Raw genomic sequence first — 23,425 nt, forward strand, 5'->3', positions numbered from 1 at the left:
CGCGGGACCGGTGCGGGACCGGTGCGGGCGGGCGCGGGTCCGGGGCGGAGCCGGTGCCGACAGCGGGCGGAGGACTCGCCGGACATCGCGCCCCGGTCGACCGCGTGAAGTCCGGACCCGCCCGCCGACGCGAGAGAAACCGCCGACCCGGGTTCGCGAAAGGACGCTTTCGTGAATACCTCCGCCAACCCGTGCTCACTCGATTGCCACACATCTGAAGGAGGCGGAAAGGCGTTAGGGAAACATGGCGAAAGCAAGTCACCCTGGCCCACCGGTCCCCGGAGCGACGGCGGAGAGCGCGGCCTCGTCCCGTGCCGTGGCGTCCGGCCGGTACATCTGGCCGCCTGCCGCCGCACACGCGTCACCCACCGCCCCCACCGCCCCCGGCGCCCCGTGGGCAGACGGCCCGCGGGCCGAGCCGCTGGGCGGCGAGTCGCCGCTCGACGCCCTCCTGACGGTGCTGGACGTGTTCCAGGAGGAACTCAACCGGCGGTGGAGCGACCAGGAACGCTCGGGCCGCCGTACGACTTTCACCTGATGGGGCGGGAATTCTGTGAATGACGAATATCCGGATCTCACCTTCGCTCAATATGAACAGCATCCCGGATACCCCCTCGGGACGGTCGGCGGCCGCTACGGCGATCCGGTCGACGCCCTGCCGGAACAGGACTGGGACCCGGTGGAGGAACTCACCCACCTCCTGCAGGACGCCGTGGCGGTCGAGCAGGAGGCCTACGTGCCGCCACCGCGCGGCGAACCGTCGTACGGCGAGCAGTTCAGCGGTGACCCGATGGAGAACCTGGTGCAGCTCACGGCCGAGTTGCCTCCCCTTCGACGCTCCTCGGCCGGGCACCGCAAGGTACGGGTCCGCACGCCCCGCTTCAGCTGGTTCCAGACCGTCAGTTTCGTGATCGCCGCGCTCGCCGCCGTCATCATGTCGATGGTGAGCGTCTGCAGCGGCATGGCCGCCTACGCGCCACTGCGGCACATCGCGTCCACCACGCGGAGCGGCACCAGCTCCTGGTGGCCGCTCCTGGTCTACGGCCCCTGGATGGTGGCCTCGCTCTCCATCCTGCGGGCCGCCCTCCACCAACGCCGTTCCGTGCACTCCTGGTACGTCGTCCTGCTGTTCTCCTCCATCGCCGTGATGTTCTGCGTGGCCGACGCCCACAAGACCATCACCGGTGTCGCCGCGGCCGTCGTCCCGGCCCTCGCGTCCCTGACCTGCTTCCAGCAACTGGTCCGGCAGATCACCCTGACCCGGCCGCCGCGTCAGAGCGCGTCCCGCCACCGGCAGCGTCCCGGTCCGGCGGCGACGGCTCCGGAGCGCGGCACCGCGAAGAGCCGTCCGGCGACCCCGAAGTCACCACGTGCCTGATTCGTCCCGGACTCCTCCGGACCGCACGCGAAAAAGGGGTGTCTCCCGAGGGAGACACCCCTTTTCGTCTGTTCAGCGGCCCGCGGTGCGACCCGGTCCGGGCCGGGACCGGTGGATCAGCTGTCGCCCTCCCGGGAGCCCAGGGTGACGTCGGCCGTGTGGGTCTTGCCGTCGCGCGTGAAGGTGAGCTGGACGGTGTCGCCCGGCTTGTGGGTCCAGATCGCGCCGATGAGGGTCGGGCCGCTGTCGATCACCATGTCGTCGAGCTTGGTGATGACGTCGCCGGACTTGAGACCCGCCTTGGCGGCGGGGCCGCCGGACTCGACCGCGGCGGAGCCGCTCGCACCCTGCTCGGTGATCTCCGCGCCGCCCGTGCCCTCGTTCAGGGAGACCGCCGCGCCGATCTTCGCGTAGACCGGCTTGCCCGTCTTGATCAGCTGCTGGGCGACGTACTTGGCCTGGTTGACCGGGATCGCGAAGCCCAGGCCGATGGAACCGGACTGGCCGGAGCCGCCGAGGCCGCCGCTGCTCGACGACTGGATCGCGGAGTTGATGCCGATGACCGCGCCGGAGGCGTCCAGCAGCGGACCGCCGGAGTTGCCCGGGTTGATCGAGGCGTCCGTCTGCAGGGCGCTCATGTACGAGGACTTGCTGCCGCTGCTGCCGTCGCTGGAGGCGACCGGACGGTTCTTCGCGCTGATGATGCCCGTGGTCACCGTGTTCGACAGGCCGAAGGGCGCGCCGATCGCGATCGTGGAGTCGCCGACGGCCACCTTGTCCGAGTCGCCGAGTTGGAGCGGCTTCAGGTCCGAGGGCGCGTTCTTCAGTTTGATGACCGCGACGTCGTACCCCTGCGCGTGGCCGACCACCTCGGCCTCGTACTTCTTGCCGCTCGGGAACGTCGCGGAGAGCTTGCCGCCGTCGACCGCGTCCGCCACGACGTGGTTGTTGGTGAGGATGTGGCCCTGCTTGTCGAAGACGAAGCCCGTGCCGGTACCACCCTCGCCGCTGGTGCTCTGGGCCTCGATGGTGACGGTGCTCGGCAGCGCCGTGGCGGCCACGTTCGCGACCGTGCCGGAGGCGCGCTTCACGTCACCGCTGCTGCTCGGGGCGGAGACCGTCGTCGAGTCGGTGGTGTCGTCGTTGTTCTTGGCCAGCGAGTAGCCGAGCCCGCCGCCCACGCCGCCGGCGACCAGCGCGGCCACCAGGATCGCGGCGACCAGACCGCCGCGCCCGTTCTTCGGCTTGGGCGTGGGCTGCTGCTGGTAGGAGGAGCCCCAGCCGCCGTGCCCCGCGCCGCCGTCGGCGTACGAGGGAGTGGCGGGCGGCGGAGGCGGCCAGCCCGCCTCGGGCGCGGAGCCCTGGACCCCGGCGTTCGGTCCGTAGGGGTCGGCCCCGTGTCCGGCTCCGGCCGACGCGTACGCCGGCATCCCGGCGGGCGCCGACGCGTGCTCCGGTGCGCTGGGCACCGGGGGAATCGGAGCGGTCGGCTCGTTCCCCGTGTGCGAGACGCCCTGCGCGGAAGCAGCGGGAGTTTCCACCGGCACGGGAGGTGCGGACGGGGCCGGGGGTACTGCGTTGCCCTCGTTCTCGGTGCTCACAGCTCTTCTCCTCGATCCACGGCTGTTGTTCTCGGTCGCACTCGGTCACGCCCACTCACACGGTTCGATGGCCCGGCGCGATGCAGCTGTGCATGTGCTTTTGTACGCCGTCAGCTTTTCCCACGAGGCGTCAGGGCACCATAAGCGGTGGCTGTGCGTCCAAGACCATCCTTTATAACGGACCTTTGACATCAAAAGGGTCGCAATGCGACGTATCTCACCTCACGCCTGCCGCGAGACGGTGGCACCATGACGCGGTGACCCTCGCACCACAGCACCGAATTCAGGTCGTCGCCCACCGCGGAGCCTCGGAAGAGGCTCCGGAGCACACGCTGGCCGCGTACAAGAAGGCTATCGAGGACGGTGCGGACGCCCTCGAGTGCGATGTACGGCTGACCGCCGACGGCCATCTCGTGTGTGTCCACGACCGCCGCGTGAACCGCACCTCCAACGGCCGCGGGGCCGTCTCCGCACTGGAGCTTGCCGAACTCGCCGCCCTGGACTTCGGATCCTGGAAGAACCGCGAGGAGTCACCCGACTGGGAACACGCTCCCGGGGACCTGGAGGACACCTCCGTCCTCACCCTGGAGCGACTGCTCGAACTCGTCGCCGACGCCGGCCGCCGCGTCGAGCTCGCGATCGAGACGAAGCACCCGACGCGCTGGGCGGGCCAGGTCGAGGAACGCCTGCTGCACCTCCTGAAGCGCTTCGGACTGGACTCTCCCGACCCCTCCGCCGATTCCGCGGTACGCGTCATGAGCTTCTCGGCGCGCTCGCTGCACCGCGTACGGGCCGCGTCCCCGACCCTGCCGACGGTCTATCTGCTCCAGTTCGTCTCACCCCGGCTGCGGGACGGACGACTGCCCGCGGGTGTCCGGATCGCGGGCCCCTCGATGCGGATCGTGCGTGGTCAGCCCGGATACATCGAGCGACTGAAACGAGCCGGACACCAGGTGCACGTCTGGACCGTGAACGAGCCCGAGGACGTCGATCTCTGCGTTGAGCTGGGCGTCGACGCCATCATCACCAACCGCCCGCGCGCGGTGCTCCGCCAACTGGGCCGCTGACCGGCCGTGTCCCGTGGCGGAAAGCGCAGGGGAAGCGGACGGAGAACACCACGATCGCCCCTCGGAAACCATCGAGAACCAGCCGTCCGATCACAGGGTGTGCTCCGGCGCGTTCGTTCCGCATTCGACCGTTACGAGTGCGTCAGCAGACGGTGATTGGCCGGTTTCCGGTCCAGTTCAAAGGGGCATTCACACCGTGGCGTGGGGCAAAGGAGGTCTCGGGGGTGGCGTTGGTGGTGGCACAAGAGGTGCCCACGTCGTCGAGCATGGCCGTACCCCATGGCCCTGCGGGCGTGGGACGAGCAAGACACCGGATGCGTGATCAACTCCGCTCCGGTGGCGTGGCGGAAACGGTCATCGACGACGCCGTGCTGATCCTTTCCGAACTGCTCAGCAACGCCTGCCGGCACGGCAGGCCCCTGGGGGACGCATTGGCGGGCGACGGCGACGTGCGCGCGGCCTGGCGCGTCGACCCGGCGGGGCGGCTGACGGTCGAGGTGACGGACGGCGGCGGCCCGACACGCCCCGTTCCCGCCACCCCTTCGGTCACCGCGCGCGGCGGTCGCGGACTGAACATCATCACGGCGCTGGCCAAGGACTGGGGTGTGCGGGACGACATCCACGGCGAGGTCACGGTGTGGGTGGTCGTCCAGGAGGACGTGGAAACGGCGCACCGGCACGACGACTTCGCTACGCGCGTCGCATCACCGAGGGTGTCCGGGATGTCCGGTCTGGACTTCACGGACGCCTTCGACGACCTGGACTGAGGCGCGCGCGAACCGAACCGCGGGTTCAGCGACGCCGCGATGCGTTGTCCACAGGGTCCCGTCGGCCCCCGTACGAACGGCTAGGCTCGCGCCAGTACGAGACGAGCCGTGATCGGGAGACACCCACGATGGCCAAGAAGCGACCCCAGACGAAGGCCAAGCAGCCGCAGCCGAAGGACGGCGGCGAGATCCCGGTTGTCGGCGCTCGCGAGCCCTGCCCCTGTGGCAGCGGCCGCCGCTACAAGGCCTGCCACGGCCGGGCGGCCGCGCACGCCGTGACCGAGCTGGTGCACCGCCCGTTCGAGGGCCTGCGGGGCGAGGGGGACTGGGTCGCGCTGCGCGAGCTGGTGCCCGCCGCGACCGTGGAACTGAAGCTCAAGGAGGCGCTGCCCGAGGACGTTCCCTCGGTCACCCTCGCCACCGTCCTGCCGATGGCGTGGCCCGCGCTGCGCCGCGAGGACGGCTCGGTGCTGCTCGGCCTGCAGAACGACACGGCGTCCGGCGACATCAGCCGCGACCTGGCCGACACCCTCCGGCGCGCGCTCGTCGCGCCGCCCGGCACCCCGGTCGAGGGCCGGCGCGCCCCGGCCGACGGGCCCCGGCTCCAGGACCTGCTGGACCCCGAAGGCTCGTTCGAGCCAGTTGTGCACAGCGGCTTCGAGTTCTGGGTCCCCGACGCGGACAACGCGGCGGCCGAGGTGACCGCCTCGCTGGAGCGGGCCAACGCCGCCGCCATCCCGACCGTGAAGCTCTCCGGGGTCGACGCCGCCTACTGGTGCGAGACGCCCGACAAGAACCACCTGCGCTGGGTCATGCCGTACCCGGAGGAGCAGCTTCTGGACGCCCTCGCGCGACTGCACGCGGCGGGCGGATCGAGCCTCGGGGAGGGCACCAGGCTGGTCGGCTCCTTCCGTGCGCACGGGCTCACCGTGCCGGTCTGGGACCTCCCGACCGGAGTCTCGGCGGACGACATCGAGAAGCCGGCGGCGGAGTTCGCCGAGCGTCTCGCCACCGCTCTGGCCACGGACGCGCCGCTCACGGCGGACGAGCGCCGCGCACGCGGGGGGCTCACCAACCGCCAGGTGACGCTCAGCTGACGCACAGCGGACCCACAGGCCCGGAAACTGACCGACCAGTCAGCCGGCCGGGACTTCGGAACCGGGTGACTCCTGTCACAACTCCCCGTTGTGACAGGTAAATCCGTGTCCGAATAGCCGAGATCGAATTTGCGAACCGCCGATCTCTTGTTACCGTTCGAGTAGCCCGGTTGCTGGTGCATCCCCCGTCGCCAGCAACCGGGTCTTTTCATGTCCGGAATCTCGTACGACGTCAACGGCCTTGCTACTGGCCCGAGTTGCTCCCCGAGCGCAGCAGCAGCGGACCGTCGGATCCGGCGCCCTTCGCGAATTCCGCGACCGCCGTGTAGGCCCCCGCGTCCCCCGCCGTGCGTTCTCTGGGCGTCTCGCACGACCCCGGATCGTCCTCCGCGTCCACGGCGCATTTCATCTGCACCGTCCGGCCGCCGGGACCCATCAGACTCAGGTCGGAGCTCAGCGCGTCACCGGTCGTATTGCGGTAGTACGTCCGCGCCCAGGTCTCGTCGCCCTGGGTCAGGACACAGGTCTGCGCCTCGACGCCCTCGGGCGAGGACAGCTCGGGGCCGCACCGGGCCGCGGTGGCGAGACCGAGGCCGAGCAGCAGGGGGGAGCTCCCGGGTTCGGGCGCCGGCGGCCGGTCGTCGGCGCCGGCCGGCCCGCGCGCCGCGGCCGCGGAGTCGCCTTCGCCGACCGGGCCGGCCGACGCCACGGCCAGGGGCAGGACGAGGACGCACAGCACGACGGCCGCCAGCGCCACGAGACGGACTCTTCGGGGGTCCGGCCCGCCGGACGGGGGCGACGAGGCTCCGCGCCCCCCAGAATGACGCTGCATACGCGGACGATAACGAGCCCGGACGGGCGCGCGGCCCACCGCGCGCCGGACGCCCCTACAACTCGGGCGCGCTCACACCCGTACGAGTGAGCGCCTCGACCACGGCGTCCACCACCGCCTCCACGTGCGGCACCCAGGGGACGGCCGAACCGGGCAGTGGAGCACGCTCCCAGCGGATCTGGCCCTGGCCCGTCTCGGACGGCGGGAGCGCGATGTAGCCGCCCTCGCCGTGGAAGCGCAGCGAGCCGGGGACGAAGTCCTTCGCGTAGAGGAGTTCGCCGAGCTGTTCCATCGAGTACGGGGCGACGAGGATCGCCCAGCGGGACGGGGTGGCGACGACCGGGCCGAGGTGCGTGCCCTTGCGGTCGAGGACGTCGAGCGCGCGGGCCGCCGCGGGGGCCGGCAGGCTCACCGCGCAGGGCGCCGGGCCCCCGGTGGCCAGCACGATGGGGGCTGTCGGCCGGTTGGTCCACCACCAGCGCACCATGCGCTCGTCGGTGGTGGCCGCGAGGAGGCCGGGGTCGAAGGGATGGGCGCCGGGCACCGTGCACTCCGGGTCGGGGCATCCGCAGCGGGCACGCCCCTGCGGGTCCGCCGCCACACCCGGGAGTACGGGCCACCGCCATTCGGTCGCGAAGGTCAGGGCCGCGCTGAGCATCTCAGGCCTCCCGTTGTTCCGCCGGGACAGGAGCCTGCGTCGCCTTCCGAGGATCTCGCGCATGAGCGCTCGTTCCTTTCCGTTGCACGCCTGGCAACACCGAGGATCACAATCACACCATGTGTCGATCACTTCACTGTGCGTACCTGCGGGCGCATCACACCCTTGCTGGAGACAAGGGGAACCCCTCCGGGCCGAGCATGTGGCTGCGTTCGCGCCCACACCGCGTGTACCGACAGCATGGGCATGGCGTGGGGTGGCGGCGCCTGGCGTTTTACGTCCCGCGTATTTCTTGCCGCCTCCGCCACGGGGAGGATGGGGCACGGTCGTCAGTGGTTAAGACGCCCGGGTCCGTCGCCAGGTTCCGGGCGGATCTCGAAACCACCCCTGGCCTTCACCGAGTACGTACCCACCACGACCGCTGTGACGCTCCGTCGAACGAGGCCAGTCGACCTCAATAAGCCGTTGCCCGAGTCAGTTTTAGGCCAACTTGGTTTTCACGCAAGGGTTACCGACGGTCTCACGGACACCAGTAATCCCGGCAGGACAATGCTGGACATCTCATCACGAGTACGTGTACATGTGGAGACAGCGCTAGCGGCGCAGAACGACATGGGGGTTTGCGATGCTATTGAGCAATACGCACCGGTCGGAAAGCCGGACGTCATGAACGCCCCTCACCTTCCGAAAGTGGCTGGAATCGATTCGACGGTTCCAGCGCCCGCACACACTGTCGCGCCGACGCCCGCACCCGCGGGTGCCTCTTCGGCTTCGGCCGCGGCCCCGACCGGTCCCGGGGCCGTTCTCCAGGACCGCCTCGCGGGCTGGGTCTCGGACCTCACCACGCTCCACGAACTCACCGAGCGCCTGGCGCGCACGGCGACCCTCGACGAGGCGCTGCAGGAACTGCTGCGTGCCGGAGCCGCCCTCGTCGGCGCCCGGCGGGGTCTCGTCGTCATGGAACCCGGCGACGGACTGGGCCCCGACACCACGATCGGCCTCGGCCTCGCCCGCTCCGATCTCGGCCACATCGAGACGGTGCCGCGCAGCTCCCTGTCGTACGGGAAGATCCTGGACGGGCTGCCGGGCGGCGAGGGCGAGATCACCGAACCGGACCTCCTCTCGGAGGACGGGCTCGACCCGCGCCACCGCGAGGTGGCCGCCCGTCTCGGCTACGCCGCGAGCTACGCGCTGCCGCTGTCCACCGAGGCCGCGGGCCGCCTCGGTGCCGCCGTGTGGCTCTACGACGAACCCGCCGAACCGGTGGAGCGCCAGCGCCACCTCATCGGCCTCTACACCCAGTACGCCACGGAACACCTGGCGCGGCTGCTGGAACTGGAACGCGCCCGCGCGTCCATCTCGACCATCACCGCCGAGCTGCTTCCGGCCCGGCTCCCCCGGGTGCCCGGCGTCCAGCTCGCCGCCCGGCACCGCACCGGCCCGCGCGGCGGCGGCGACTGGTACGACGCGCTGCCGCTGCCCGACGCGGCGCTCGGCCTCGCGGTCGGCTCGGTCACCGGGTCCGGTCCCAGCGCGGTCGCGGCCATGGGCCGGCTGCGCGCCTCCCTGCGGGCGTACGCCGTGATGGAGGGCGAGGACCCCGTCGCCGTGCTCTCCGACCTCGAACTGCTGCTGCGGCTGACCGAGCCCGCGCGCTCCGCGACCGCGCTGTTCGCCTACTGCGAGCCCGCCCTGCGCAAGCTCACCCTCGCCGGCGCGGGACACAGCCCGCCCCTGGTGATCGGCCCGCGGCGCACGGAGTTCGTGGAGACCTCCCTGTCGGCGCCGCTGGGCATGCTCGCCTGCTGGGAGGCCCCGAGCGTCGAGCTGACCGCCGGACCCGGCGAGACCGTGCTGATCTACACCGACGGCCTGCTGCACCGCACCGGGGACGCGATGGACCGCGCCTTCACCCGGCTGCACGCGGCGGCGGCGAGTGTCCCAAGGGCCGTCCGCGACGACCCCGGCGCGATCGCCGACCACGTCCTGCGGTGTGTGCTGCCGGACGGTCTCGACGAGGCGGACAGCGCCGAGGACGTCGTCCTGCTGGCCGCCCGTTTCGAGTGAGGGACCTGTGAGGGATCTGCCACTTCGTGTAACAGGCCTTCCGGCCCTGGGCCCCCTTCAGTACGACCGTACGATGGGAGAGGTCCAGAGTCGTAACTAGGAGGCAGACCGTGTCGGAGGCGCTCACCCCGGAGACCCCGGAAACCGTGCTCGACGAAGCCGCTGACCAAGCGGGCGAGGAAGAGCCCATCAAGCAGCGCAAGAACGGCCTGTACCCGGGCGTGTCCGACGAGCTGGCCGCCAGCATGAAGTCCGGCTGGGCCGACACCGAACTGCGCGGCCTCACGCCCATCGCGCAGGCCGAGTACACCGCGGCCCGCCGCGCCGCGCTCTCCGCCCGCTTCCCGGGCGAGCGCCTGGTGATCCCGGCGGGCAACCTGAAGACCCGCTCGAACGACACGGAATACCCCTTCCGCGCCTCGGTCGAGTACGCGTACCTCACCGGCAACCTCACCGAGGACGGCGTCCTCGTGCTGGAGCCCGCCGCCGAGGGCCACAGGGCGACGATCTACCTGCTGCCGCGCTCCGACCGCGAGAACGGCGAGTTCTGGCTGTCCGGCCAGGGCGAGCTGTGGGTCGGCCGCCGTCACTCCCTCGCCGAGGCCGAGCAGCTGTACGGCATCCCGGCGTCGGACGTCCGCGAACTCCCCGCGGCGCTCGCGGCGGCCACCGGTCCCGTCCGCGTCGTGCGTGGCTACGACGCCGCGATCGAGGCCGCCCTGACCGACAAGGTCACCCTGGAGCACGACGCCGAACTGCGCGTCTTCCTCTCCGAGGCGCGGCTCGTGAAGGACGCGTTCGAGGCCGGCGAGCTGCAGAAGGCCGTCGACTCCACCGTGCGCGGCTTCGAGGACGTCGTGAAGATCCTCGACAAGGCCGAGGCGACCAGCGAGCGCTACATCGAGGGCACCTTCTTCCTGCGCGCGCGGGTCGAGGGCAACGACATCGGCTACGGCTCCATCTGCGCCGCCGGCCCGCACGCCTGCACGCTGCACTGGGTGCGCAACGACGGCCCGGTCCGCTCCGGCGACCTGCTGCTGCTCGACGCCGGCGTGGAGACCCACACCCTCTACACCGCCGACGTCACGCGCACGCTCCCGATCGACGGCACGTACACGGAGATCCAGAAGAAGATCTACGACGCCGTGTACGAGGCCCAGGAGGCCGGGATCGCGGCCGTCCGGCCGGGCGCCAAGTACCGCGACTTCCACGACGCCGCGCAGCGCGTGCTGACCGAGAAGCTCGTCGAGTGGGGCCTTGTCGAGGGGCCGGTCGAGCGTGTCCTGGAGCTCGGCCTCCAGCGCCGCTGGACCCTGCACGGCACCGGCCACATGCTCGGCATGGACGTCCACGACTGCGCCGCCGCGCGCACCGAGACGTACGTCGAGGGCACGCTGGAGCCGGGCATGTGCCTGACCGTCGAGCCGGGCCTGTACTTCCAGGCGGACGACCTGACCGTGCCCGAGCAGTACCGCGGCATCGGCGTCCGCATCGAGGACGACATCCTCGTCACCGAGGACGGCAACCGGAACCTGTCGGCCGGTCTGCCGCGCCGCTCCGACGAGGTCGAGGCCTGGATGGCGTCCCTCAAGAGCTGACCCGGTGCCCGCGAGGGCCGACACGAGACCGACGGCCGGACGCCCTCCAGGGCGCCCGGCCGTCGGTGCGTCCGGTACCGGCGCCCCGCGGACCCTCGGTCCCTCCTGAGTACGGTCGGTCGGAGGCGGGCTCGGACGGCACGCCGCCCAACTGCCGTACCCGGGCCGGACTCAGGGCCGGAGTCGGAGTCGGGGCGGCCCGGAGCCCACTCGGATCCCGCACGGTGTGCCCGCCCCCGCGTGCGGCCGACGCCGGGCGGCCCCTCAGGCGATACGGGCCGGGGAGCCGGTCCGCACCGGCAGGGAGTCCACGAACAACGCCCCCGCCAGAAGGGCGCCACTGCCCCGGGGACTCCACCCGCGCGCGTGGAGATCGTCGTCGAGGGCGGACAGTCCCGCACGCCCTGCCTCGGTGGACGCGCCCCCCGCCTCCAGCACGCCTCGGGCGCCCGCCTGGACATGGCGCAGGCCGTGAGGTCCCGCCGTGTACAGCAACTCGGTGTCCTGCAGGGTGGACATGACGGTGAGGAGGGCGTCGAGGCGGGCGCACGGTTCGGGCGCGCCGGCCGAGCGGGCCGTGTCGAGCGCGTCCAGGGCCCGCCGCACATGGGGGAATCCGGCACGCGCCTCACCGCGCGCGCCGGCCGCGCCGTACTTCGCGGAGACGGACGAGCCGCGGGAGGGCCGCCGCGGTGCCCGCCGGTCGGCGTGGGCGGCGATCCGCTTGGCGTTCGCGGTGACGTCGGCCCCGGTGGCCCGGGGATCCAGGGCCGCCGCGGCGACCAGGAGTCCGAGCGCCCACAGGGCTCCGCGGTGACCACCGCCGGTGAGGGCCACCGTGTGCTCGGCGCACCGGCCGATCGCGCCGAGTTCCGCGCGGAGTCCGGGAGTGGCCCGGCCGGTCCGGCGGGCGGCGGCCGCCATGGCCGCGAGGCCGGGTGTCAGTGCCCTGGCGGACCAGCGCAGCGAGCAGAGGTCCCGCCGGGTGGTCCGGGCGCGGAGGTCGCGCGGGTCGGGCAGCCCCGGTTTGGGGGCCAGCTCCAGCTGCCGGGTCAGCGCGGCCACGGCGGCCCGCGCGAGCGCCTCGTCGTCCTCGCGGCTCACGGACGTCCCCCTTCTCCTGAGGACACCGACCGTTGAGGCGCCCCTGGACGAACCCGGCTTCGTACGAAGGGAATCTACGGACGCCGGCCGTCAAGAACCTGGGGGGACGCTGTGACGGGCCTGTGGGATCCGGGGAAGCGGGAGCCGCGGCCGGGCGGGAATCCCGTCGGGCACCGGACACTCCGGGTGCTCCTGGCCGCGGGAGAGCGGGGCGGGCGGCACCCGGCCCGGCGCGTCAGACCGGCAGCAGCGCCGGGACGCTCTTCCACTTGAGGACCTTGTCGAACCTCACCACCGCACCGCCCCGCCCCGGCTCGTTGCCGATGTGGACGTGGTCGGCGAGCTCCTGGATCAGACACAGCCCCCGGCCGTGCTCGGCCTCCTCACCGGCCGGGGAGAGCAGGGTGCGGGCGTTCCCGGCCGGAAAACCGGGCCCGGAGTCGACGACTTCGATGCGGCACTGGTCCCCGTCGAGGTAGGCCGTCACGCGGTACGCCTCACAGGGGGTGCCCCGCCCGGTGTGCCCGCCGTGCTCGACGGCGTTGGCGCAGGCCTCGGTGAGGGCGACGGAGAGGTCGTACGAGATGTCCGGGTCGACGCCCGCGCTCTCCATCGTGCCCAGCAGCAGGCGTCTGGCGAGCGGGACACTCGCAGCGTCGCGCCGCAGATGGAGTGACCACCAGATGCTCATGCTCCAGCCTCCTGGACGCGGCTCGACATACCGTTACGTATTGCCGCAACCACCCGTGTGCAATCGCCTACGGGACGTGATGCCGCCCATACGGCGGACGCGCTCACCTGAGGGGCCGGTGTATGCGAGGGCGGAGCGGCCCCGCACGGGGACCTTTCGGCCGTACGCCGTGTTGCGGATGAATCGCTTGTATGCCGTCAATCGGACCTGCCGTCGGGGGCGGATGCGCCCAGTGCGATGATGAGCCCGCCATGACTGCCCCCCACCAGCGTTCGGCGCGCTCCGGAGCCGGACTCCGGACCCTGAGGGCCGCGGTGTTCGCCGCGGTCTGCGTCGTGCTGGCCGCGGCCGGTCATGGGATCGCCTCCTGCGCCATGGTCCCGCTGTGGACCCTGGGGGCGGGTTTCCTCGCGGTCTTCGCCGTCGCCGCCGCACTCGCGGGACGGGAACGCGCGCTGCCGGGCATCGTGGTGGCCCTCGCGTTCGGCCAGACCGTGCTCCACACGCTGTTCGGGCTCGGCACGCACGCCGGTACGACGGCCAACGGGTCCATGGGCTCGATGGCCTCGGACATGGCGATGTCCGACGCCTCGCTGGTGGCACGGGCCACCCGCCTGGTGTGCGGGACGACCGCGGCGGCGATCAGCCCCGTACAGGCCCAGAAGATCCTCGCCGACGCGCGGATCGACACCGGCACGGCGGACATGACCGCCATGCACCACGCCGCCGACGTCGTCCCGGCCGTCACCGGCACCCCGATGTCCGTGCTGCCCTCCCTGCCGATGCTGCTCGGTCACGTCCTCGCGGCCGTCGCCGCCGGTTGGGTGCTGCGCCGCGGCGACCTGGCGCTCCTGCGGCTCATGCGGCTGTCGGCGCAGGGAGTCGCCGAAGGGGCGCTCGTACGGTCCCTGCGCGCTGCTCTGACGCTCGTACGCGCCCTGCGCACGGGACTTCCCAGGACGCCCGAGGTCGCGCGCACGCCTCTCACCGAGCTGCTCGCGCCTCCCACCCCGCGGACGACCGCCCTCCAGCACAGCGTCGTCCGCCGCGGGCCGCCCGCCTCCACCGCACTCGTCCTCGCCGCCTGACACGACGCGCCGCTTCACGGAATCCACGGAAGCAGCGGAAGTACCGAGTCCACGCCTCACGGACCCTCGGGCTTCCCATGCTTCCCGGACCTCTCGAAGGGGACGCGGGTCGGGCCGCACGCGCGCGTGCCCGCCGGACCTCTCCCGGACGCGGATCCACCCCTTGCCGGGGTCACCGCGGCACACGCGCTCCCCCTTCGTCACTGGACCGAAAGTGGAGTGTTTCCCTACATGAAGGTTTCTCGCATCGCCGCCGCCTGCACCGTCGGCGCCTCGGCCGTTCTCGCCGCCTCCGTCCCCGCGTTCGCGCACGTCAGCGTGCAGCCGGAGGGCGCGGCGGCCAAGGGCGGCTACGCCGTCGTGAACTTCAAGGTGCCCAACGAGCGCGACGACGCCTCGACCACCAAGGTCGAGGTGACCTTCCCGGCCGACCACCCGCTCGCCTCCGTCATGCCGCAGAAGCTCGACGGCTGGAACGTGAAGGTCACCAAGTCCAAGCTGGACAAGCCGCTCACCCTGCACGGCCAGAAGATCGACGAGGCCGTCACCAAGGTCACCTGGACCGCCGACGGCAAGGGCATCGCGACGGGCTTCTTCCAGAAGTTCCCGCTCTCCATCGGCGCGCTGCCCGAGGACACCGACGAGCTCGTCTTCAAGGCCGTCCAGACGTACTCGAACGACGAGGTCGTGCGCTGGATCGAGCCGCAGAAGGAGGGCGCCGAGGAGCCCGAGAACCCGGCTCCGGTGCTCGCGCTCTCGGCCGCCGCCGAAGGGGGCCACCACGGGGCCGGCGCCACGGAGGACGCCGACCACGACGAGAAGACCGAGAAGGCCGCCGCGCAGACCACCGAGGCGGCCTCCGCCACGGACGGCAGCGACACCACCGCCCGCGTGCTCGGCGTCGTGGGCATCGTCGTCGGCCTGGCGGGCGTGGCGTACGGCGTACTGGCCGGCCGTCGGCGTACGAACGCCTGAGCTGCCGGAAGCCACCTGAAGTACTGAGACACACCCGCTCCCGGCGCGCACCGGAGGGCCGCGGAACGCGGCTCTCCGGACCGGAGGGACCGGTCCGGACGGAACCGGCGGACGCACCGCCCGGTCCCGTCCGGACCGGCTCCGGTCACGTCCGACCTGGCCCTTCGCCCTCGTACGGCCCCCGGTGCGCACCGGAGCACTCACATCTGGGACATTTTTCTATGCGCAAGAAGACGTACGCGATGGCCGCCCTGTTCGCCGCCGCCGCCCTGACCCTCTCCGCCTGCGGCGGTGGCGACGACAGCGGCAAGCCGGTCGCCGACGTGTCCGCCGAGGCCGGTTCCGACAAGGCCGCGACGGTCCTCGACCAGCCGTTCACGAAGCCGGACCTCGTGCTCACCGACACGACCGGCAAGAAGTACGACCTGCGCGCGCGGACCAAGGGCCTGCCGACGCTGGTCTACTTCGGCTACACCCACTGCCCCGACGTCTGCCCGCTCACGATGAACAACCTCGCGGTCGCGAAGAAGCAGCTGCCGAAGGCCGAGCGGGACAAGCTGCGCGTCGTGTTCGTGACCACCGACCCGGACCGCGACACCCCCGCCGAACTCGGCAGGTGGCTCAAGGGCATCGACTCCGACTTCGTCGGCCTGACGGGCGACTTCGCCACGATCCAGGCCGGCGCCCGCACCCTGGGCATCACCATCGAGCCGACCACGAAGGACAAGAACGGCAAGGCCGTCTCCGTGCACGGCACCCAGGTGATCGCCTTCTCGCCGAAGACCGACGGCGGTTACGTGCTCTACGGCGAGAGCGCCACCGTCGACGACTACACCGAGGACCTTCCCAAGATCGCCGAAGGGGCGACCCCGTGAGGCGTCGCCCTGGCCGATCCGCGGGGCTCCTCTCAGCCGGCGTGCTGCTCCTGGCCGGGGGGGTGCTCACGGGCTGCGGTTCGGGCGACGACGGCTCCCCGTCGTCCTCGGCCGCGCCCGAGATCGAGGTCAGCGGCGCCTACATGCCCGCCCCGAGCATGGACACGATGGCGGCGGGGTTCCTCACCGTCACCAACTCGGGCGGCACCGACACCCTGACCTCGGTCACCAGCGACCTCTCCGACGACGTGACGCTGCACTCGACCGAGGGCGGCGCGATGCGGGAGCAGACGTCGTTCACCGTGCCCTCCGGGGGCACCCTGGAGTTCGCGAGCGGCGGCGACCACCTCATGTTCGCAAAACTCACCCACAAGCCCGAGCAGGGCGAGAAGGTGTCCGTGGAACTGCACTTCGCCAAGTCCGGCACGGTGAGGATCTCCATGCCCGTGAAGTCCGCGACGTACAGCCCGAAGACCGGGCACTGAGGAGGCATCACCGTGAAACCGACCATCGCCTCCCGCTTCCGGACCCTTCCGCTGCTGCTCCTCGCCGTCCTCGGCGTGCTCCTGGCCGGCGCGGGGCCCGCGTCCGCGCACGCCGCGCTCACCGGGAGCGACCCGAAGCAGGGATCGGTGGTCGCCGAGGCACCCGCCCGGATCTCGCTCACCTTCTCCGAACAGGTCTCGCTGAACGCCGACTCGCTGCGCGTGCTCGACCCGCGGGGCAAGCGGGTCGACACCGGCGCGGCCGGCGGCCTGGGCGGCAACCAGTACGGCGTGAAGCTGCACGCGGGGCTGCCCGACGGCACGTTCACCGTCACCTACCAGGTGGTCTCGGCGGACAGCCACCCCGTCGCCGGCGCCTTCACCTTCTCCATCGGCGCCCCCTCGCAGACCTCCGTCGCCCTGTCCGACCAAGCGGCGGGCGGCGGCGTGGTGGGCTTCCTCTACGGAGCCGCGCGCTACTTCTCGTACGCCGGATTCATCCTGCTCGTCGGGGGTGCCGCCTTCGTGCTGGCGTGCTGGCAGCGGGGCTCCGGCGTGCGCCCGGTGCAGCGGCTCGTGGTCTCGGGATGGCTGACGCTGACCGCCTCCACCCTCGCCCTGCTGCTCCTGCGCGGCTCGTACGTCACCTCGGGAGACGTCGGCGACATCTTCGACCTCACCCTGCTCGGGCAGGTGCTGCAGACCAAGTCGGGCGCGGCGCTGGTGTCACGGCTGCTGCTGCTCGCCGCGGCCGCGATGTTCATCGCGGTGCTGTTCGGCGCCTACGCCAAGCGGGACGAGGACGAACGGGCCGCGGCCGAGGCCGGGGACACCGATGCCCGGGTCACGGATCCGGACGCCGCCCCGGACGCCGACCCGGCCGCGGAGAAGAAGGACCTCACCTTCGGACTCGCCGTCGGCGGCGCGGTCGTCGCGCTCGGGCTCGCCGCGACCTGGGCGATGTCCGAGCACGCCTCGACCGGAGTCCAGACGGGCATCGCGATGCCCGTGGACATCCTGCACCTGCTGTCCGTCGCCGTCTGGCTCGGCGGCCTCTCGACGCTGCTGGTGGCCCTGTTCAAGGCGCCGCCGGAAGCGCAGATCGAGGCGGCGGCCGTACGCCGCTTCTCCCGCCTCGCGTTCGGCGGTGTCCTCCTCCTGGTCGCCACCGGGATCTACCAGTCCTGGCGGCAGCTCGGCTCCTGGTCGGCGCTCACCGACACGACGTACGGGCGGTTGCTGCTCGTCAAGGTCGGCCTGGTCGCCCTTCTCGTGGGCATCGCGTGGATCTCGCGGCGCTGGACGGGCCGACTGGCTCAGGCACCGGCTCCCGAGGCCGTCGCCGCCGCCCTGGTGGAACAGCGCTCCGCGCGCAGGACGCCGGCCACCGTCCCCGCCGACTCCGTCCCCTCCGACTCACGGCGGGCCGCTCAGCTCGCCCGGCAGCGGGCCGCCGTGGACCTGGCGCGCGAGAAGCGGGTGCGCGACGCCGACCCGCACCGGTCGGGTCTGCGCCGCTCCGTGCTCGCCGAAGCCGGGGTCGCGATCGTCCTGCTCGCGGTCACGACCGCTCTGACGGCCACCGAGCCGGGGCGTACGGAGGAAGCGGCCCGGTCGGCCACCGCGTCCGCCTCGCAGCGGTCCGGGCCGATGTCCCTGAAGCTCCCGTTCGACACCGGCGGCGAGGACGGCAAGGGCACGGTGGAGGTCACCCTCGATCCGGCCCGGGTCGGCGGCAACGAGATGCACGTCTTCGTGGTCCGGCCGAACGGCAAGGCCTTCGACGTCCCCGAGGTGAAGGTCGCCTTCACGCTCGCCTCGAAGGATGTCGGCCCGCTGCCCGTCACCCCCGACCGGATCGCCACCGGCCACTGGACGGCGATCGGCGTACAGCTCCCCATGGCGGGCGACTGGAAGATCGCGGTGACCGTGCGCACCTCGGACATCGACCAGGCCACCGTGACCAAGAACGCGCAGATCGGCTGAACCTGACCATGCCTGACCAGTCCGCCTCCTCCGGCCTGACCTCCGGCGTCGTCCCTCCGGACGCGTCCGCCCCCGACGGCGTCCCGAGGGACGCCGCTCCCGCGGGGGTCATGTCGCGGCGCCGCCTGCTGGGCACCGCCGGTGCCACCGGGCTCGCCCTCGGCGCGGCCGGGGCGGCCGTGGGCTACGCGGCGGCGCCGTCCCCCGAGAAGACCACCGCGTTGACCTCGGTCGGCGCGAACATGGCAATGTTTCACGGGAAACATCAGCCCGGCATCACCACGGCGCTCCAGTCGCACGGCCACCTCGTCGCCTTCGACCTGGCGGCGGGCGCGGGACGCAAGGAGGCCGGCGCGCTGCTGCGCCGCTGGTCGGTGACGGCCCGGCGGCTCATGGCGGGCGAGGCCGCCGAGCACGGGGACACGGGCGTCGCGCGCGACGCCGGTCCGTCGTCCCTGACCGTCACCTTCGGCTTCGGACACAGCTTCTTCGCGCGTACGGGCCTGGAGAAGCAGCGTCCGGCCGCGCTGGACCCGCTGCCCGCCTTCTCCTCCGACCACCTGGACAGGGCCCGCAGCGACGGCGACCTGTGGGTGCAGATCGGCGCGAACGACGCCCTCGTCGCCTTCCACGCCCTGCGGGCCGTCCAGAAGGACGCGGGCGGCGCGGCGCGCGTGCGCTGGCAGATGAACGGTTTCAACCGCTCCCCGGGCGCCACCGCCGAACCGATGACCGCGCGCAACCTGATGGGCCAGATCGACGGCACCCGCAATCCGAAACCGTCCGAGCCCGACTTCGGCCCGCGCGTCTTCGTACCGGCCTCCGGTGACCCGGAATGGATGGCCGACGGTTCGTACGCCGTCGTCCGCCGCATCCGCATGCTTCTCGACGACTGGGAGAAGCTCTCGGACAAGGCCCAGGAGGACGTCATCGGGCGGAGGAAGTCCACCGGGGCGCCGTTGAGCGGCGGCACCGAGACGACCGCGATGGACCTGGAGAAGACCGACGCCGACGGCAACCTGGTCGTACCCGTCAACGCGCACGCCCGCATCACCCGGCCCGACCAGAACGGCGGGGCCGCGATGCTGCGCCGCCCGTTCTCCTTCCACGACGGCATCGACGCCGACGGGGTGCCGGACGCCGGTCTGCTGTTCGTGTGCTGGCAGGCCGATCCGGTGCGCGGCTTCGTCCCCGTCCAGCGCAAACTCGACCGCGGCGACGCGCTCTCGGCGTTCGTCCGCCACGAGTCGAGCGGGCTGTTCGCGGTTCCGGGCGGCGCGGCGGACGGGGAGTACGTGGGGCAGCGGTTGCTGGAGGGCTGAGGGAACCTCCCGGGCCCGGCGCGGTGCCGGACAACCGTCCGAACCCCTGGAGCACCGGCGTCCGAGCAGCCGAGTGCCGAGGTGTCATCGCCTTCCGCGGGCGGGAGCCGCGTGCGGCGGGGCCCATTAGGGTGACGGTATGTCGGCGACGCGCTACACCTATCTCGGCCCCGAGGGAACGTTCACCGAGGCCGCCCTCCGCACCCTCCCCGAAGCCGCGACGCGGGAACTGGTGCCCATGGTGTCCGTCCCGGCCGCGCTCGACGCGGTGCGTGGCGGCCAGGCCGCGGGCGCGCTCGTCCCGATCGAGAACTCCGTCGAGGGCGGCGTCACCGCCACGCTCGACGAACTCGCCAAGGGCGACCAGTTGATGATCTACCGCGAGGTGGTCCTGCCGATCGCCTTCGCCCTGCTGGTCAGGCCCGGCACGGCGCTGAAGGACGTCAAGACGGTCACCGGACACCCGGTCGCCCAGCCCCAGGTGCGCAACTGGCTGGCCGCGCACCTGCCGGACGCCCTGTGGGAGTCGGCGGCGTCGAACGCGGACGGTGCCCGACTGGTCCAGGAGGGCCGGTACGACGCGGCCTTCGCGGGTGCGTTCGCCGCGGTGACGTACGGCCTCGAACCGCTGGTGACCGAGATCCACGACGCGGCGAACGCGGAGACCCGCTTCGTGCTGGTCGGCCGCCCGGCCCGGCCCGCCGCGCCGACCGGTGCCGACAAGACCTCGGTGGTCATCTGGCTCGGCGACGACCACCCCGGCGCGCTGCTCGAACTGCTTCAGGAATTCGCCGTGCGCGGCGTCAACCTCATGCGGATCGAGTCCCGGCCGACCGGCCGCGGAATCGGCAACTACTGCTTCTCGGTCGACGCCGAAGGACACATCACCGACCGCCGGATGGGCGAGGCGCTGATGGGCCTCAAGCGGATCTGCCCCCAGGTGCGTTTCCTCGGTTCCTATCCGCGGGCCGGTGTCGCCCTGCGGGACGTGCGGCCCCTGCGGCCCGGGACCTCGGACGACGAGTTCTCCGCCGCGTCGGACTGGCTGGCCCGCTGCGAGGACGGCCGGTTCCAGGAGAGGCCCTGAACGGCCGGTCCACACCCGCCCGAGCAGGTCCCCACGGTCCTACCTGCTGATTTTCTTCATCCACAGAGGTTATCCACAGGCACGCTTCTCGACCTGGGGACAAGTCGACAACGAAGCGCTACATCATCGACAAATCGGTTACTGGACCCAAGTCCTTCCACACCCTCGTACGACACCCTTCGTCTACCCTTTTCCATTGATCAACCCTATAGGGCGAATCATTTACACCCGAAAGTGGGCGTACAGAGGGTTTGAACCGGGAATTCCTCTGCCGCAGAGGGGCGCTCGGAATGATCAATTCCAGCATCCACAGATCTTCCACACAGCCTGTGGATAACTACCCCTGAGGGTGGATTCCTGTGGACAACCCGACTCGCAAGTCCCTTCCCCCGCAAGGAAATCCAGTCAACCGGTGAGGCACCACCGCCCCTTCCAGGGGGCGGGACGCTTTTCCTTGACGGCTTTCGGCGATCAAGGATTCGGTCCGACATTTCACCCATAACGGCACAGACCTCACGCTCCGGAATATGAGGTCGTTGGCCGCGAGCCCGCACCGGTAGCCTTGAGGGGTGATTGACCTTCGCCTGCTCCGTGAGGACCCCGACCGTGTTCGCGCCTCCCAGCGCGCCCGTGGAGAGGACGTCGCGCTCGTCGACTCCCTCCTCTCCGCCGACGAACGGCGCAGGTCGTCCGGCGTCCGCTTCGACGAGCTGCGCTCCGAACAGAAGGCGCTCGGCAAGCTGATCCCCAAGGCCACCCCTGATGAGCGCGCCGAGCTGCTGAAGAAGGCCGAGCAGCTCAAGACCGACGTCAAGGCCGCCGAGGCCGAACAGAACGAGGCGGACGAGGAGACCAAGCGGCTCCTCCTCCGGCTCGGCAACCTGGTGCACCCCGACGTCCCGGTCGGCGGCGAAGAGGACTTCGTCGTCCTGGAGACGCACGGCACCATCCGCGACTTCGCCGCCGAGGGCTTCGAGCCCAAGGACCACCTGGAGCTCGGCGAGGCGCTGGGCGCCATCGACGTCGAGCGGGGCGCCAAGGTGTCCGGCTCGCGCTTCTACTACCTGACCGGCGTCGGCGCGCTCCTGGAGCTCGCCCTCGTCAACGCGGCGATCGCGCAGGCCACCGAGGCCGGCTTCACGCCGATGCTGACCCCCGCGCTGGTCCGCCCGCGCGCGATGGAGGGCACCGGCTTCCTCGGCCAGGCCGCGGAGAACGTGTACCACCTGGAGAAGGACGACTACTACCTGGTCGGCACCTCCGAGGTCCCCCTCGCCGCGTACCACATGGACGAGATCCTCGACGCGGACAAGCTGCCGATGCGCTACGCCGGTTTCTCCCCGTGCTTCCGCCGCGAGGCCGGGACCTACGGCAAGGACACCCGCGGCATCTTCCGCGTGCACCAGTTCGACAAGGTCGAGATGTTCTCGTACGTCGACCCCGAGGACGCCGAGAACGAGCACCAGCGGCTCCTCGAATGGGAGAAGCAGTGGCTGACCGCCCTCGAACTGCCCTTCCAGGTGATCGACGTGGCGAGCGGTGACCTGGGGTCCTCGGCCTCACGCAAGTTCGACTGCGAGGCGTGGATCCCGACCCAGGGCAAGTACCGCGAGCTGACGTCGGCCTCCAACTGCGACGGCTTCCAGGCCCGCCGGCTCTCCGTCCGCATGCGCGACGGCAAGAAGATCCAGCCGCTGGCCACACTGAACGGCACCCTGTGCGCCGTTCCGCGCACCATCGTCGCGATCCTGGAGAACCACCAGCTCGCCGACGGTTCGGTACGGGTTCCCGAGCTGCTGCGCCCCTACCTGGGCGGCCGTGAACTTCTGGAGCCGATCTCCAAGTGAGCAGCGCCACCGGGCCGACGGGATCCTCCAGGGCCGGCAGGGCGGCGGCCTTCCCGTACCAGCTCGTCGCGACCGATCTCGACGGAACACTGCTGCGTTCCGACGAGACGGTCTCGGCGCGTACGCGCGAGGCGCTCGCCGCCGTGACGGCGACAGGCGCCGCCCACATCATCGTCACCGGGCGCGCGGTGCCCTGGACGCGGCACATCCTCGACGACCTCGGCTACGAGGGACTCGCGGTCTGCGGTCAGGGCGCGCAGGTCTACCACGCGGGGGAGCACCGCCTGCTCACCTCGGTGACGCTGGACCGGCAGCTGGCCGGTCTCGCGCTCGCCAAGATCGAGGCGGAGGTGGGCCCGCTGCTGCTGGCCGCGAGCCGCGACGGGCTCGACGGCGAGGTGCTGGTCGGCCCCGGCTACCGCAGGCTGGAGGGCTCACTCCCGGTCGTCCCGATCAGGGGCGCGTCGGACCTGTGGTCGGCCCCGCTGAACAAGGTGTACGTCCAGCATCCGACGCTCTCCGACGACGAGCTCGCGGCTGTGGCGCTGCGGGTCGCGGGCGGACTCGTCGGTGTGACGATGGCCGGCGCGGGGATCGTGGAACTCCTCCCCCTCGGCCTCTCCAAGGCGACGGGACTGTCGCTGGCGGCCCGGCGCCTCGGCGTCAGGGCCTCGGACACGATCGCCTTCGGCGACATGCCGAACGACCTCGCGATGTTCGCCTGGGCGGCGCACGGGGTGGCCATGGCCAACGCCCACGACGACCTCAAGGCGATCGCGGACGAGGTGACGTCCTCGAACGAGGAGGACGGCATCGCGGTGGTGCTGGAGCGGTTGCTGGCGCAGGCGTAGCGGACGCCGCTCCACCCCGCGGCGGGGCGGCTAAAGCCCGACCACCGCT

General features: G+C 71.6%; 21 protein-coding genes. 16 read left to right on the top strand and 5 right to left on the bottom strand.

Annotated elements, in window-relative coordinates; all coding sequences use genetic code 11:
• The first annotated feature begins 244 nt into the window (after window positions 1-244).
• Together ACFYW7_RS11510 and ACFYW7_RS11515 are read left to right on the top strand one after the other, a co-directional pair.
• Window positions 245-538 carry a hypothetical protein gene (locus ACFYW7_RS11510; RefSeq protein WP_389500631.1) on the top strand — a complete coding sequence of 98 codons (294 nt, stop codon included), beginning with the start codon at window positions 245-247 and terminating at the stop codon, window positions 536-538.
• A gap of 15 nt (window positions 539-553) precedes the next feature.
• Complete coding sequence (locus ACFYW7_RS11515; protein WP_389500633.1) at window positions 554-1,378, top strand: DUF2637 domain-containing protein; 825 nt, start codon at window positions 554-556, stop codon at window positions 1,376-1,378.
• Window positions 1,379-1,494: 116 nt separating this feature from the next.
• Here ACFYW7_RS11515 and ACFYW7_RS11520 read toward each other — a convergent pair whose 3' ends face one another.
• Entirely contained in the window at window positions 1,495-2,979 is a 1,485-nt protein-coding gene (locus ACFYW7_RS11520; protein WP_389500635.1) for a S1C family serine protease, read from the bottom strand.
• A 257-nt stretch (window positions 2,980-3,236) separates the two neighbouring features.
• On the opposite strand from ACFYW7_RS11520, the gene ACFYW7_RS11525 reads away from it, so the two are divergent.
• From ACFYW7_RS11525 to ACFYW7_RS11535, 3 genes are all read left to right on the top strand, one after another.
• Window positions 3,237-4,046 (top strand): glycerophosphodiester phosphodiesterase, encoded by an 810-nt coding sequence (locus tag ACFYW7_RS11525; RefSeq protein WP_389500637.1) that lies wholly within the window; start codon window positions 3,237-3,239, stop codon window positions 4,044-4,046.
• Between the two features lie 137 nt (window positions 4,047-4,183).
• Window positions 4,184-4,813, top strand: coding sequence for an ATP-binding protein (locus ACFYW7_RS11530; protein ID WP_389500639.1), 630 nt, complete (start codon window positions 4,184-4,186; stop codon window positions 4,811-4,813).
• Between the two features lie 128 nt (window positions 4,814-4,941).
• Window positions 4,942-5,910 (top strand): DUF5926 family protein, encoded by a 969-nt coding sequence (locus tag ACFYW7_RS11535; protein ID WP_389500641.1) that lies wholly within the window; start codon window positions 4,942-4,944, stop codon window positions 5,908-5,910.
• 244 nt (window positions 5,911-6,154) lie between these two features.
• Here the strand turns inward: ACFYW7_RS11535 and ACFYW7_RS11540 are convergent, their stop codons facing one another.
• Together ACFYW7_RS11540 and ACFYW7_RS11545 are read right to left on the bottom strand one after the other, a co-directional pair.
• Window positions 6,155-6,742 (bottom strand): hypothetical protein, encoded by a 588-nt coding sequence (locus ACFYW7_RS11540; protein WP_389500643.1) that lies wholly within the window; start codon window positions 6,740-6,742, stop codon window positions 6,155-6,157.
• Window positions 6,743-6,797: 55 nt separating this feature from the next.
• A complete protein-coding gene (locus ACFYW7_RS11545; RefSeq protein WP_389500645.1) occupies window positions 6,798-7,463 on the bottom strand; it encodes a bifunctional DNA primase/polymerase in 666 nt (221 codons plus the stop codon).
• Between the two features lie 486 nt (window positions 7,464-7,949).
• On the opposite strand from ACFYW7_RS11545, the gene ACFYW7_RS11550 reads away from it, so the two are divergent.
• Together ACFYW7_RS11550 and ACFYW7_RS11555 are read left to right on the top strand one after the other, a co-directional pair.
• On the top strand, window positions 7,950-9,467 hold the full coding sequence (locus ACFYW7_RS11550) for a PP2C family protein-serine/threonine phosphatase (protein WP_389500647.1): 1,518 nt from the start codon (window positions 7,950-7,952) through the stop codon (window positions 9,465-9,467).
• A 110-nt stretch (window positions 9,468-9,577) separates the two neighbouring features.
• Window positions 9,578-11,065, top strand: a complete 1,488-nt coding sequence (locus ACFYW7_RS11555; protein WP_389500649.1) for an aminopeptidase P family protein — start codon at window positions 9,578-9,580, stop codon at window positions 11,063-11,065.
• Window positions 11,066-11,329: 264 nt separating this feature from the next.
• On the opposite strand, the gene ACFYW7_RS11560 is transcribed toward ACFYW7_RS11555, so the two are convergent.
• Together ACFYW7_RS11560 and ACFYW7_RS11565 are read right to left on the bottom strand one after the other, a co-directional pair.
• Window positions 11,330-12,169 (bottom strand): triphosphoribosyl-dephospho-CoA synthase, encoded by an 840-nt coding sequence (locus ACFYW7_RS11560; protein ID WP_389500651.1) that lies wholly within the window; start codon window positions 12,167-12,169, stop codon window positions 11,330-11,332.
• A gap of 235 nt (window positions 12,170-12,404) precedes the next feature.
• Entirely contained in the window at window positions 12,405-12,860 is a 456-nt protein-coding gene (locus ACFYW7_RS11565; RefSeq protein WP_389500655.1) for an ATP-binding protein, read from the bottom strand.
• A gap of 251 nt (window positions 12,861-13,111) precedes the next feature.
• Between ACFYW7_RS11565 and ACFYW7_RS11570 the strand changes: the two genes are divergently transcribed.
• From ACFYW7_RS11570 to ACFYW7_RS11610, 9 genes are all read left to right on the top strand, one after another.
• Entirely contained in the window at window positions 13,112-13,948 is an 837-nt protein-coding gene (locus ACFYW7_RS11570) for a hypothetical protein (protein ID WP_389500657.1), read from the top strand.
• Between the two features lie 231 nt (window positions 13,949-14,179).
• The gene (locus tag ACFYW7_RS11575) at window positions 14,180-14,923 is read left to right on the top strand and encodes a YcnI family protein (protein WP_389500659.1); all 744 of its coding nucleotides are present in this window, start codon (window positions 14,180-14,182) and stop codon (window positions 14,921-14,923) included.
• 221 nt (window positions 14,924-15,144) lie between these two features.
• Window positions 15,145-15,798 (top strand): SCO family protein, encoded by a 654-nt coding sequence (locus tag ACFYW7_RS11580; RefSeq protein WP_389500661.1) that lies wholly within the window; start codon window positions 15,145-15,147, stop codon window positions 15,796-15,798.
• Complete coding sequence (locus tag ACFYW7_RS11585) at window positions 15,795-16,283, top strand: copper chaperone PCu(A)C (RefSeq protein ID WP_389500663.1); 489 nt, start codon at window positions 15,795-15,797, stop codon at window positions 16,281-16,283. Before ACFYW7_RS11580 ends, ACFYW7_RS11585 begins: the two co-directional genes overlap by 4 nt.
• Before the next feature lie 12 nt (window positions 16,284-16,295).
• On the top strand, window positions 16,296-18,269 hold the full coding sequence (locus tag ACFYW7_RS11590; RefSeq protein WP_389500665.1) for a copper resistance CopC/CopD family protein: 1,974 nt from the start codon (window positions 16,296-16,298) through the stop codon (window positions 18,267-18,269).
• 8 nt (window positions 18,270-18,277) lie between these two features.
• Entirely contained in the window at window positions 18,278-19,591 is a 1,314-nt protein-coding gene (gene efeB, locus ACFYW7_RS11595) for an iron uptake transporter deferrochelatase/peroxidase subunit (RefSeq protein WP_389500667.1), read from the top strand.
• Window positions 19,592-19,730: 139 nt separating this feature from the next.
• On the top strand, window positions 19,731-20,678 hold the full coding sequence (pheA, locus tag ACFYW7_RS11600; RefSeq protein WP_389500669.1) for a prephenate dehydratase: 948 nt from the start codon (window positions 19,731-19,733) through the stop codon (window positions 20,676-20,678).
• Window positions 20,679-21,247: 569 nt separating this feature from the next.
• The gene (gene serS / locus ACFYW7_RS11605; RefSeq protein WP_389500672.1) at window positions 21,248-22,525 is read left to right on the top strand and encodes a serine--tRNA ligase; all 1,278 of its coding nucleotides are present in this window, start codon (window positions 21,248-21,250) and stop codon (window positions 22,523-22,525) included.
• On the top strand, window positions 22,522-23,376 hold the full coding sequence (locus tag ACFYW7_RS11610; protein ID WP_389500674.1) for an HAD family hydrolase: 855 nt from the start codon (window positions 22,522-22,524) through the stop codon (window positions 23,374-23,376). Before serS ends, ACFYW7_RS11610 begins: the two co-directional genes overlap by 4 nt.
• Window positions 23,377-23,425: the final 49 nt, after the last annotated feature.

The sequence above is a fragment of the Streptomyces sp. NPDC002580 genome, assembly GCF_042889485.1.
Taxonomy (GTDB): Bacteria; Actinomycetota; Actinomycetes; order Streptomycetales; family Streptomycetaceae; genus Streptomyces.